8 protein-coding genes are annotated in these 12,567 nt (G+C 75.1%); 7 read left to right on the forward strand and 1 reads right to left on the reverse strand.

The genetic code is table 11. The annotated features are described in order from the left end of the window. Positions 1-66: 66 nt before the first annotated feature. The 7 genes from lanM to AB0I11_RS18855 all read left to right on the forward strand — a co-directional run bounded on the left by lanM (position 67) and on the right by AB0I11_RS18855 (position 8,665). Positions 67-3,168 carry a type 2 lanthipeptide synthetase LanM gene (gene lanM, locus AB0I11_RS18825; RefSeq protein ID WP_357321567.1) on the forward strand — a complete coding sequence of 1,034 codons (3,102 nt, stop codon included), beginning with the start codon at positions 67-69 and terminating at the stop codon, positions 3,166-3,168. Further along, positions 3,156-5,384: a peptidase domain-containing ABC transporter gene (locus tag AB0I11_RS18830; protein WP_357321571.1), complete on the forward strand. Its 2,229-nt coding sequence runs from the start codon at positions 3,156-3,158 to the stop codon at positions 5,382-5,384. The genes lanM and AB0I11_RS18830 overlap by 13 nt, the downstream gene beginning before the upstream one ends. Next, on the forward strand, positions 5,366-5,974 hold the full coding sequence (locus tag AB0I11_RS18835; protein WP_357321575.1) for a flavoprotein: 609 nt from the start codon (positions 5,366-5,368) through the stop codon (positions 5,972-5,974). The genes AB0I11_RS18830 and AB0I11_RS18835 overlap by 19 nt, the downstream gene beginning before the upstream one ends. Continuing rightward, positions 5,967-6,623, forward strand: coding sequence for a DUF3105 domain-containing protein (locus AB0I11_RS18840; RefSeq protein WP_357321578.1), 657 nt, complete (start codon positions 5,967-5,969; stop codon positions 6,621-6,623). The genes AB0I11_RS18835 and AB0I11_RS18840 overlap by 8 nt, the downstream gene beginning before the upstream one ends. 118 nt (positions 6,624-6,741) lie before the next feature. Continuing rightward, entirely contained in the window at positions 6,742-7,203 is a 462-nt protein-coding gene (locus AB0I11_RS18845) for a DUF4231 domain-containing protein (protein WP_357321582.1), read from the forward strand. 110 nt (positions 7,204-7,313) lie between these two features. Then, positions 7,314-7,502, forward strand: coding sequence for a hypothetical protein (locus tag AB0I11_RS18850; protein ID WP_357321584.1), 189 nt, complete (start codon positions 7,314-7,316; stop codon positions 7,500-7,502). Beyond that, on the forward strand, positions 7,499-8,665 hold the full coding sequence (locus tag AB0I11_RS18855) for an FxsB family cyclophane-forming radical SAM/SPASM peptide maturase (RefSeq protein ID WP_357321588.1): 1,167 nt from the start codon (positions 7,499-7,501) through the stop codon (positions 8,663-8,665). Before AB0I11_RS18850 ends, AB0I11_RS18855 begins: the two co-directional genes overlap by 4 nt. Here the strand turns inward: AB0I11_RS18855 and fxsT are convergent. After that, positions 8,658-12,551 (reverse strand): FxSxx-COOH system tetratricopeptide repeat protein, encoded by a 3,894-nt coding sequence (gene fxsT, locus AB0I11_RS18860; protein ID WP_357321590.1) that lies wholly within the window; start codon positions 12,549-12,551, stop codon positions 8,658-8,660. The genes AB0I11_RS18855 and fxsT overlap by 8 nt on opposite strands. Positions 12,552-12,567 lie beyond the last annotated feature (16 nt).

Here is a 12,567-nt window from a genome sequence, read left to right on the forward strand (position 1 = left end):
TGGTTGGGGGGGCGGGGCCGCGGCCCGGACCCCCGCCGGCCCGCCCGAGCCAAGCTGGAGCGCCGCATGTCTTCCCCGCACCCCACCGTCGACCCGACCGCCACCGTCGCCGAGCGGCTCACCGCCGCCGCGACCCTGCCGGAACGGCTCACCACGGCCCCGCCCGAGCAGCCGCACCCCGGCGACCGTGCCCGGTGGCGGCTGTCCCGCTGGCGTACCGGCGGCGCGTTCGCCGGCGACGCCGACTGGCACCGCCGGCTGGCCGCCGACGGCCTGGACGAGCAGGTGCTGCTGGCGCTCCTGGACGAGTCACCGGCCCGGCTCGCCGCCCGCCTCGGCCGGCCCCCGGCGTGGGTCACCGACCTGCTGGCCGGCTACCGCGCCGCGCCGGCCGCGCCGATCGAACCCGAGGTGCTGCCCGGCCGGCCCCTGGACGCGGCGCTGGTCCTGGTGGGCCCGCTGATCGCCGCGGCCCGGGCCCGGGTCGCCCGGCGGGCCCGGGAACTCGCCACCGCGGCGCCCGACCTGATCCCGCCCGACGCCGACCGGCTCGGCCTCACCGGGCTCCTCGACGAGCTGGTCGTGCTGCTCAGCCGGGCCGTCGTCCTCGAACTCAACATCGACCGGCTCCGCGGCGCGTCCGCCGGCGCGACGGCCCGGGACCGCTTCGCCGCCTTCTTCCGCCGGCACGAGACGCCCGACGCCGCGCTCACCCTGCTGGCCGACTACCCGGTGCTGGCCCGGCAGGCCGACGAGCTGATCCGCGACTGGGCCGACCGCACCGTCGAGTTCCTCACCCGGCTGTGCCGGGACGCCGACCTGCTCGGCGCGACGTTCCACGGCGGCGCCCGGCCCGGCCGGCTGACCGGGACACGGGAGACCGGCGACCCGCACCGCGCCGGCCGCCGGGTGCTGGTGGCCACTTTCGACAGCGGCCTGCGGCTGGTCTACAAGCCCCGCCCGGTCAGCGTGGAGGCCCGCTTCCAGTCCCTGCTCGACTGGCTCAACCGGCACGGCGCCGACCTGCACACCTTCACCGTGCTGCCGCGCGGCGCGCACGGCTGGGCCGAGTACGTGGTCGAGAACCCACCGGACACCCCGGACGGCCAGCGCCGCTTCGCCCGCCGCTTCGGGGCGCTGCTGGCCCTGCTCCAGGCCCTCGGCGCGACCGACTGCCACCGGGAGAACGTGCTCGGCCACGGCGAGCACCCGGTCCTGGTCGACCTGGAGACGGTGTTCACCCCGGCGGTCACCCGCGCCGCCACCGCCCGCGCCGGCGACGCCATCGCCGACTCGGTGCTCGCGGTCGGGCTGCTGCCCCGCGCCGACGACGCGGCCGCCCCCGCCGCCGACAGCTGCACCTGCTCCGCCTGGCAGGGCGAGGGCACCGACGAGATGCGGCTGGGCGTACCCGAGCACCGCCACGACCACGCCGCGCCGACCGCCGGCGCGGCCGACCAGGTCGCCGCCGACCTGCCGCAGGTGCTCGCCGGCTTCGACGGCATGTACCGCCTGCTCACCACGCTGCGCGGCGCGCTGCTCGCCCCGGACGGCCCGTTGGCCGCGTTCGCCGGCGACGAGATCCGGGTGGTGCTCCGGCCCACCCGGACCTACCTGCGACTGCGCGACGCCGCGCTGCACACCGACGCGGTGCAGGACGGCCTGGACGCCGAGCGGCTGCGGGACTGGCTCTGGTCGGGCACCGCCGAGTTGCCGCTGCTGGCCGCCACCGTGGCCGCCGAACGTGCCGACCTGGCCCGCCGGGACGTGCCGATCTTCACCACCAGGGTGGCCTCGCGGGACCTGTGGACCAGCGCCGGGCGGCGGCTGCCCGGCCTGCTGGCCCGCTCCGGCCTCGACGAGGCGCGGCGCCGGCTGGCCCGGCTGGACGAGGCCGACCTGGCCCGGCAGCGCTGGCTGGTCCAGGCCGCCTACGCCGCCCAACTCGACCCCGCCGACGCCCCGCACGCGCGGGTCCGCTGGCGGCTCGCCGACCAGCCGCCCGCCCGGGTGCCCGGGCCGGACGCGTACCTGTCCGCCGCGGCCGAGGTGGCCGACACGGTCGCCGGCCTGGCCGGTCCGGGTGCCGAACCGACCTGGTTCGCCCTCACGCCCGGCCCGGGCGGGCCGGAACGGCTCGCCCCGGCGCCGCTGGGCCCGCACCTGTACGACGGCGTCGCCGGGGTGGCGCTCTTCCTGGCCCACGCCGGCCGGCACACCGGCGAGCACCGGTTCACCGACCTGGCCGAGCGCGCCGCCGCCGGGCTCGCCGCCCGCATCCTGAACCGGGCGGTGGCCGACCACCGGATCGGCGCCTTCACCGGCTGGGGCGGCCTGGTGTACACCTTCGCCCACCTCGGCGCGCTCTGGCGCACCCGCCGCTTCGAACCGGTCGTCGACGCGGCGCTGGACCGGATCATCGCCCTGGCCGGCGTCGCGCAGACCCCCGATCTGGTCGACGGGTACGCCGGCGCGGTCCTCGCGGTGGCCCGCGCCGGCCTGGACCCGGACCGGGCCGGGCCCGCGGTGCGCGCCGCCGCCGGCCGGCTGCGCGCCACCGCCGACCGGTACGCCCGCCCCGCCGGCGCGCTGCTCGGCGGGCTCTCCCACGGGGCCGCCGGGGTGGCCGCCGCGCTGGCCCACGCCGGTCACCCCGACGCCGCCGCCGGTGCCCTCGAGTACGACCGCAGCCTGTTCCGGCCCGCCGAGGCCAACTGGGCCGACCTGCGCCGGCCCGGGCGGTGCGCGGTGACGTGGTGCCACGGCGCCCCCGGCATCGGCCTGTCCCGGCTGCTGCTGCGCGATGCCCTGGGCCCCGACGACCTGCTGGCCGGTGAGATCACCACCGCGGTCCGGACCACGCTGGCCGCCGGCTTCGGCCGCAACCACTCGCTGTGCCACGGCGACCTCGGCAACCTCGAGCTGCTGCTGGCGGCCGCGCCCGCCGCCGCCGGCGCCCCCGCCGCCGCGGTGCTGCGCGACGGCCGCGCGGAGGGCTGGCGCTGCGCCAACCCGGCGATGCTCGCCTCGCCGGAGCTGATGACCGGCCTGTCCGGGATCGGGCTGGGGTTGCTGCGGCTCGCCGCGCCGGACCGGGTGCCGTCGGTGCTCCTGCTCGCCCCGCCCGCCGCCGCCCGCGACCGCCGGGAGCAGCGGTGCGCGGCGTGAGCGCCGCCGGCCGGCGCTGGCCGCCGCGCCGGCGGGTGCCGCTGGTGCTGCAGATGGCCGACGCCGACTGCGGTGCCGCCTGCCTCACCATGATCGCCCGGTGGCACGGTGTCCGGGCCACCCTGGCCGGGGTACGCGAGCGGCTCGACCTCGGCCGCGACGGCGTCACCGCCCGGGCGCTGCTCGCCGCCGGCCCCCGGTTCGGGCTCGCCGGCCGGGCCTTCCGCGCCGACCCGGCCCAGGTCGGCGCGCTGCCGCTGCCCGCCGTGGCGCACTGGGAGAACGCCCACTTCGTGGTGGTGGAGCAGGTCGGCCCGCGCGGGGTCCGGCTGCTCGACCCGGCGCTGGGACGCCGGCTGCTCACCCCGGAGGAGTTCGCCGCCGGTTTCACCGGCACGGTGCTCACCTTCACCCGCGACCCGCGTTCCGCGCCCGAACCGCCGGCCACCCGGCCCGGGCTGCGCACCCGGCTGCGCCGGGCCCGGCCGCTGGCGCGCCCGTTCCTGCCCCGGCTGGCCGCCGCGTTCAGCGTCTCGCTGGTCCTGCAACTGCTGGGGCTCGCGCTGCCGATGGCCACCACGGTCGCCTTCGACCAGATCATGCCGGCCCGGGAGACGGCGCTGATGCCGTACCTGGCACTGGCCATCGTGGCGCTGATGCTCACCCAGTTCGGGGTGGCCTACCTGCGCTCCCGGCTGCTGGTCACCCTCCAGGCCAGCGTGGACGCCACCCTGATGACCCGGCTCTTCGGGCACCTGCTCAAGCTGCCGTACGCGTTCTTCCAGCAACGGGCCAGCGGCGACCTGATGCAGCGGCTGTCCAGCAGCATCCTGCTGCGCGAACTGGTCACCACCCAGGTGCTCACCGCGGTGATCGACGGGGTGCTGGTGCTCGCGTACTTCGCGGTGCTCTTCGCCAGCGACCTGGCCTTCGCCGGGCTGGCCGCGGCCATCGGCACCACTCAGGTGGTGGCGGTCGCCGTCGTCAACCGCCGGCTGCTGCGGCTCGGCCAGCGGAACCTCACCGTGCAGGCCGACGCCGAGAGCGCGTTGATGGAGGCGCTGTCCGGCATCGCCACGGTGAAGTCGATGGGCGCCGAACGGCAGGTCTTCGACGGCTGGCTGCGCCGCTACACCACGGCGCTGGACGCCGACGTGGCGCAGAACCGGCTCTCGGCCACCGTCGCCAACATCACCGCGAGCGTCCAGCTCGCCGGCCCGCTGGCCCTGCTCTGGCTCGGCACCGGGCGGCTCTTCGCCGGCGCCGGCCTCGGCGAGACGCTGGGCCTGCAGGCGCTCGCGCTCTCCGCGCTGACCCCGCTGGCCTCCCTGGTGGCCAGCGCCCAGGTGCTCCAGTCCGTCGTGTCGCACCTGCAACGGCTGCGGGACGTGTTCGCCGCGCGGCCCGAGCCGACCGGCGACCCGGACCTGCCCGCGCCCCGGCTGACCGGCCGGATCAGCGTGCGCGACGTGACCTTCCGCTACGACGGCACCGCCCCGCCGGTGCTGCGGGACGTCTCCTTCGAGATCACGCCGGGGGAGAAGGTGGCCATCGTCGGGCCCTCCGGCAGCGGCAAGAGCACCCTGGCCATGCTGCTCACCGGCCTCTACCGGCCGAGCGACGGGGAGATCCTCTTCGACGGGGTGCCGCTGTCCCGGATCGACCCGACCGCGCTGCGCCGCCAGTTCGGCGTGGTGCTCCAGGAGAGCTACCTGTTCCGCGACTCGATCCGGCGCAACGTCAGCCTGGTCCACCCGGGCATCGGCATGCCGGCCATCCGGGCCGCCGCCGAGGTCGCCGCGATCGACCAGGACATCGCGGCGATGCCGATGGGCTACGACACCCAGGTCGCCGAGCGGGGCCAGGCCCTCTCCGGCGGGCAGCGGCAGCGGTTGGCCATCGCCCGCGCGGTCGCCGGGCAACCCGCCGTGCTGCTGCTCGACGAGGCCACCAGCCACCTCGACGTGGCCACCGAACGCCGGGTCGACCGGGCGATCTCCGCCCTGCGCTGCACCCGGGTCGTGGTGGCGCACCGGCTGAGCACCGTGCGCAACGCCGACCAGATCCTGGTGGTCGCCGACGGCCGCATCGTCGAGCGCGGCCGGCACGACGACCTGCTGCGGGCCGGCGGCGTCTACGCCGACCTGGTGCGCTGCCAACTCACCGACGACGACTCATCCCTGCCGGGAGGCGAACCGTGGCTGCCCGTACCGTGACGATCCCGCCCCCGGCGGCCGACCCCGGGGTGTTCCCGGCGCGCCGGGTCCTGGTGGCCGCCTGCGGCTCCGCCGACGTGCTCACCCTGCCCCAGTCGATCCTGGTGCTGCGGCACGCGCTCGGCCTCGACGTGCGGGTCGTGCTCACCCCCGCCGCCGCCCGGTTCGTGCCGGCCCGCTCGTTCAGCCTGCTGACCGGGCATCCGGCCCTGGTCGGCGAGGAGGGCGGCGAGGACGTGCCGCACCTGGCCCTGACCGGCTGGGCGGACCTGGTGCTGGTCCTGCCGGCGACCGCCAACACCCTGGCCAAGGCGGCGCTGGGCATCGCCGACAACCTGGTCGGCACCTGCCTGCTCGCCGCCGCCGCGCCCGTCGTCCTGGTGCCGTCGATGAACCAGGCCATGTGGGAGCGGCCGGCGGTGCGGCGCAACGTGGCGCGGCTGCGCGCGGACGGTTACCTCGTGGTCGAGCCGGTGCCGGTGCTCGCCCTGAGCAGCGGCACCCGGACCGGCCGGGGGATGCCACCGATCGAGGTGGTGCTGGAGCAGGCCGCCGCGCACCTGCGGGCGGCGGGAGCCTCCCGTGGCTGAGCCGCGCCGGGCCGCCGGGCCGCGGATCGCCGCGCTGGTCACCGCGCTCGGCACGCTGCTGCTGGCGGTGGCGGTGGTCCCGTTCGTCCGGGCGTACGCGGACTCACCGGCCCGCCGGTCCGCCGCCGCGATCGGGGTCCCGGCCGACCGGGCCGGCTGCGACGCGGAGCTGACCGACCCGGTGCGCGGCGCCGGCGTGCACGTCGGTCCCGGCACCGCCGAGCCCTACGCCACCCGGATCCGGTACGACCTGGTGCCGCCCTCGTCCGGGCCGCACTTCGTGGTGCCCGCCCCGGCGGTGCGCCGGTTCTACACCACCCGCGACCGCCCGGCCGTGGAGATCCTGGTGCACAACCTCGAGCACGGCTACACCATCCTCTGGTACGTCGAGCCGCTGCTCCGCGACCAGATCGAGCCGCTGCGGGCGCTGGCGGCCAAGTTCGGCGACGACCGGTACGGCGGCCGGTTCGTGGTGGCCCCCTGGGACCCGGGGTACGGCGAGTTCCCGGCCGGCCGTCCGCTGGCCCTGTCGCACTGGGGCGCGACGGCCGGCTACCGGCAGTTCTGTGCCGCGGTCAGCGGCGCCGCCGTCGAGCGGTTCGTCCGGGCCCACCCACCCGCTGACTCGCCGGAACCGACCGGGATGTGACCGTCGCCGGCGGGGCGCCGGCAGCGACGCCCGGTGACCAGAGCTGTCCGGTCGGTGCTTGTCGGCGGGCGAACCCGGCGGGGATCATCGGGGGTGGCCGGCAGAGAGGGGCGGGGACGTGGTCGTCGAGCCGAACGATTCCGCGACGGCTCGGGCCTACGCCATGGACGTGGCGGACGGCTCGTACCGGTGGTACCTGGTGGCGGCGAAACGGTCCCGGCGGGCGCACCGCGTCTCCGAACTCGCCACGGTGGTGCTCTCCGCCGCGATTCCGCTCGCCGCGGTGCTCGTGCCGAGGCTGCCGCAGATTCCGGCGGTTCTCGGCTCGGTTCTGGTGGTCATCGCCGGTTTCCGGGCGGTGTTTCATTGGCAGGAGAATTACCTGCGGTTCAGCCAGTCCCGGGAAGCGGTGGATGAACAGCGGAGGCTCTACCGGGTCGGCGCGCCGCCGTACGATGATCCGGCGCAGCGCGACGCCGAACTGGTCCGGGCGGTGACGCGGATCGAAGGCGATGAAATGATGCGATGGGCGCAAATCGCGCAGGAGCGCGTGTCCCCGCAGCGATCGCTGCCCAGTTGACCCATCGGAAACCGCCGAGGTGAGGAGTCGTTTTCCGATCGGCGGTTTGTTTTAATGCAGGAAGTGAGGCAATTTCGCCGCGGCCAGGGGGCGGTATGCCGATAGGTGATGTGTCAGACCGGACCCCGCGCGTGCCGGCCGGCGGTCCCGGCCGCGCGACGGCCACGGTGGACGACGGGGACGGCGACGCCGACGGTCAGGGCCTGGACGTGCTCTCCCACCACCTGCGCGAACAGGGGCGCCGCCGACGCGAGCCGGGCGCCGTCGAGCGGGTCGCCTCCTGGGACTCCGCGATTTGACGCCGGCCCTCCCGTTCCGGCAGTTCGTGGTCAAGATCCACGGCTGGTGCGACCTGGCGTGCGAATACTGCTACGTGTACGAACACGTCGACCAGAGCTGGCGGGACCGTCCCCGGGCCATGGCGCCGGCCGTGGTGGACGCCCTCGCCGCCCGCCTCGGCGCCCACCTGCGCCGGCACGAGCCGCCCGAGGCGCGGGTCATCCTGCACGGCGGTGAGCCGCTGCTGGCCGGGGCGCGGCACCTCACCAGGACGCTGGACACCCTGCGGGCCGTCGCTCCCGCGACCACCACGCTCGAGTTCGCCGTGCAGACCAACGGGGTCCGGCTCGACGACGGGTTCCTGCGGCTGTTCCGCAGCCGGGGCGTGCGGGTCGGGGTGAGCCTCGACGGCGGGCTGCCCGGACACAACCGGCGCCGCCGGTTCCCCAGTGGACGGGAGAGCTTCGACCGCGTCGCGCAGGCGCTGTCCCGACTGGACAGCCCGGCCTACCGGGACATCTACGGCGGCATCCTGTGCACCATCGACCTGGACAGCGACCCGGTGGAGGTCTACCGCAGCCTCCTCGCGTTCGGCCCCCCGATGATCGACTTCCGGCTGCCGCACGGCAACTGGGCCCACCCGCCACCCGGACGGCAGCCGGACGACCCCGCGACGCCGTACGGCGACTGGCTGATCGCGGTCTTCCAGGAATGGTACGACGCGCCCCGGCGGCGGGTCGCGATCCGGCTGCTCGACTCGATCATCCAGCTGCTGCTGGGCGGCCCCAGCGCCAGCGAGGACATCGGCACCACCCGCACCGGCGCGGTCATCGTCGACACCGACGGCAGCATCCAGGGCAGCGACGTGCTGAAGACCACCCGCCCCGGCGCGCCGGAGACCGGGCTGAACGTGCTCACCCACTCCTTCGACGACGCCCTCGACGCGCCGGGCATCCAGGCCGAGCAGCGCTCACCGCTGACCGTCCCGACGGCCTGCGCCGGCTGCGACGTCGTCGACGTCTGCGGTGGCGGCCTCTACGCGCACCGGTACCACCCCGACGCCGGCTTCGACCACCGCTCCGTCTACTCCCCGGACCTGCGCCGGCTCATCCGGCACGTCCGGGCGCGAGTGACCGCCGACCTCGCGGCCCGGCACCGGCCACCCGCGCCCACCGTCAGATGACGAACGGCTCGATGTCCAGGTCGACCCGGTGCTTCTCCCGCCCCAACTCGGTGAGCGGGTGCTGCTCGCCCAGCACCTGCGTGGCGTACGCGACGGCCTCGGTCCAGCCCGACTGGTCGTAGTCCCCGCCGGCGAGCCGGCCCACGGCGACGTTCATCATCGCCCCGATCAGCGCGATGTTCTCCGGCCGTAGCGCCGTACGGAGGACGTCGTAGGCCCGCTCGTCGGTCCGCCGGGCGTACTCGTGGTCGCCGGCGGCGTCCGCGGCGTTGGCGACGTTGACCAGGGCCAGCGCCGTGATCGTGTGCCGCTCGCCGAGCACCTCCTCGAAGCCGGCCGCGGCCTGCTCGGCCATGGCGCGGCCGCCCGCCACGTCGCCACACCGGCGGGTGAAGACCCCGAGGTTGTTCAGCGCCACCAGGTACATCGGGTGCTCTGGGCCGAGCAGGTCCCGGTAGATCCGCTCACCGTCGGCGGCCAGCCGCCGGGCGGTCTCGTCGTCGCCGAGGTCGGAGGCGACATTGGCCCGCTCCAGCCGGCACCCCACGGTGGCCGAGTGGTTGGCGCCCAGCACCCGCTCGTAGCGCGGCAGCGCCGTGTCCAGCAGGCTGGCGGCCAGTTCCGTCTCGCCCAGCCAGCGCAACGTGGTGGCGAAGTTGCGCATGCTGCGCAGGGTGATGTGGTGTTCCTCGCCGAGCACCTCCTCGCACGCCTTCCAGGCCGCCTCCAGCGTCTTGCGGGAGCCCTGCAGGTCACCGTTGTCGCGCTGGTCGGTGCCGTAGGCGTTGGCTGAGGAGAGGGTGAACGGGTGCCGTTCACCCAGCAGCCGCCGGCGCTTGGTCAGCGTCTGCCGGTTCAGCCGCGCGGCCTCCCGGTAGTTGCCGGCCAGCCGCATGGTCAGCGCGTAGTTGTTCGCGGCCATCAGGGTCCGCGGGTGGTCCTCACCGAGCACCACCGGGATCAGCGCGAACGTCTTCGCCTCCCGCTGCTCCGCCTCGGCCCACCGGCCCTGCGACCGCAGGTCCTGCGCGTAGCTGCCGGCCACCATCAGCGTGTACGGGTGGTCCTCGCCGGCCACCCGGGTGAACCGTTCCATCAGGTCGTGGTCGATGTCGTACGCCTCGTCGGTGCGGCCCAGATCCCGGATGAGGACGGCGTACTGGAACCGCAGCAGCAGGGTCGTCACGTCGTCGGGGTCCGGGAACAGCTCGGCCCAGGCCGCCAGGGTCCGCTCGGCGAGCTGCTCGCCACCGGCGTGATATCCGCGCAGCCGCAGGAAGCGGACCAGGTCGACGAGCAGGTTGCGGACCGCCGGCGCGATCGACGTCACCGCCGCGACCGCGTCGACGTGCAACCAGAGCGCCTCGTAGAGCGGCCAGTTGGCCGCGTTGTCGGCGTCGCCCGGGTTGATGTCGGCCAGCGCCTCCTGGACGACCCGCAGGTTGGTCGCGCGCTCGGCGTCGCTCAGGCCGTGCCGGATCGCCTGCTGGGTGAGCACGTGCATGGAGATGCTGTTGTGGGCCGGGTCGGACTTGAGCAGACCGAACCGGCCGATGTGCTGGATCAGCCGGCTGAGCAGCAGCGGATCGCGCAGTGACGCGTCGTGCTCGGCGAGCAGCGCGCCGATCCGCTCGGACTTGAGGATGGCGGTGGGGATCGGCGCCGGCGCCAGGAACGCGAGCAACTCGGCCAGGCGGGCGGCGGCCGGGCTGCGCTCGCGCAGCGAGGACATCGCCACCGAGAACGTGGCGGTGATCGGCGCGTCGTAGCCGGGGAGCTGCAACGCCTCGGGGACGTGCGCCTCCAGCAGGCGCAGGTACTCCTCGACGGTGCCGGCGGTGCTGGCCAGCCAGTATCCGGCCGTCCCCACCGCCGCGGGGAGGTCGCCGAGCCGCTGCGCCAGCACCGAGGACTCGTCCGGGGAGAGCTTCGCCCCCTGGTTGGCGAGCAGCGCCACGCTCTCCGCCCGGTCGAAGACCTCGACCGGCAGCTCGCTGGTGATCCGGGACCAGGCCTGGTCCCGGGTGGTGATGATGGTGTCGCCCGGACCGGTGGGCACCAGGTCCGCCAGTGCCGCCGGGTCCTCGGCGTTGTCGAGCACGACGAGCCAGCGGCTGCCCGCCTCCCGCTCGCGCAGCGCGCGCAGGACCTCCTCGACCCGACCGGCGCCGTCCCGCGCGGGCGCCAACCCCAACACCTCGGCGAGCGCCTCGAGTCCGGCGGTCACCTGTTCCACCCCGCCGGCCGGGATCCACCAGACGACGTCGTACGCGGCGGCGAAACGGTAGACGTACTCCAGGGCGATGTGGGTCTTGCCGACGCCGCTCATCCCGATCAGCGCGACGGCGGTCGAACCGGCCAGGTCCAGCAGCCGGCCGCGCAGTTCCTCGATCGTGGCCTCCCGCCCGACGAAGGTCGGGTTGCGCCGGCTGGGCACCCGCCAGTGCCGGGTGTGCTGGGCGGGGTACCGGATCCGTCCGCCGTCGCCGCTCGGCGCGCGGTGCGGCGTGTAGCGGATGCCGAGCGCGGTGAACACGGCCTGCACCGCCTCCTCGGCGTGCAGGTTGGGAAAGTCGACCGTGCCGGCCACCGAGGCGGGCATCGGCAGCACCGGCCCGTTGATCCGCATCAGCGCCATGAAGTCGGCGGGCCGCAGGTCGGCCCGCTCGACCTCCCGCCGCCAGTACCGCTCGGCCGTCTGGTGGGCCAGGCCGTCGTGGGAGAGCAGCACCACCACCCGGTCGATGCCCTCCAGCGGCGGGGCCTGCCGCTGGGCCGGCCCGACGAGCAGGCAGTCGTGGCCGGCGCGGGCGAGCTCCTGGGCGATCCACTCCGCCCAGACCCGGTCGATCGAGGCGTAGTGCACCACCACCCGGATCGGCGCCGACGTGGCCGTCCGCTCGAACCTCGCCAGTACCGCGAGCCGCTGCTTCTCCGGGGTGTCGGGCGCCCGCAGCGGGCGGTCGGCCAGCAGTTCGGACAGCGCCATGAACGCCGACAGCGGGGAGTTGGGCTCGTTCGGTCGGTCGCCGAAGACCGCCAGGATCTCCTCGTACGCGTAGTAGGGCTTGTACGGCACCTCGACCCGGCGCCAGTACTCGTCGGCGTCGAGGCCGAGCTCGTCGGTGTACCGGCGGAACTTGCGCTGGGCGTAGTCGCGGCCGCGTTGCAGCTTGGCCTGTTCGCCCGGCTCCACCCGGCCGGGCAGCGGGTAGATCCGGATGTCCGGGTCGGCACGGGCGATCGACCGGGCGACGCTGACCGCGCCGTCGACGCCCTGGGTGTTCAGGGCGAAGCAGTCCACGACCGCGTCCGGGAGGGTGATGGTGCTGACCCCCGCGGTGTCGCTGAGCCCGGTGCGCGAGTCGATGAGCACGAAGTCGTAGTCGCGGCGCATGCCCTCGGCGAGCGCCTCGATGAACCGCTGGCCGTTGAGCCGCTCCCAGAAGTTGTCCCAGTCGAACTTGGACACCTTCGCCGAGTACCGGTGGTCCTGCTTGCCGGAGGGCAGGAAATCGAGGGTGCCACCGTTGGGGAACATCCAGTTCAGCGAGACGATCGCGCTGTCCAGGCGGGTGACCTCCTCGAACCAGGACGGCGCGGGATCCGCGGTGACCGTCGCGGCGCTGTAGCGCTGCAGCAGCTCGATCAGCCCTTCGGTCTGGCGCAGCTCCGCGTCGACGAGGAAGGGGTGGAAGTAGCGGTGCAGGCCGGGCGACTCCAGATCCCAGTCGATGGTCAGCACCCGGTAGCCGTTGCCGGCGAGGATCCACGCGGTGTTCGCCAGCGCCATCGTCCGGCCGCTGCCGCCCTTGTACGAGTAGAAGGTGATGATCCGCCCGCCGCGCGGCGCGCCGGCGGCGGATTCGGGAACGGTGACGGACACCGGCGGACCTCCTCTG

The organism is Micromonospora sp. NPDC050495, from assembly GCF_040655175.1.
Taxonomy (GTDB): domain Bacteria; phylum Actinomycetota; class Actinomycetes; order Mycobacteriales; family Micromonosporaceae; genus Micromonospora.

Coding starts and splice junctions, on each gene's coding strand:
- lanM (WP_357321567.1), top strand. CDS start 67: ATGTCTTCCCCGCACCCCACCGTCGACCCGACCGCCACCGTCGCCGAG.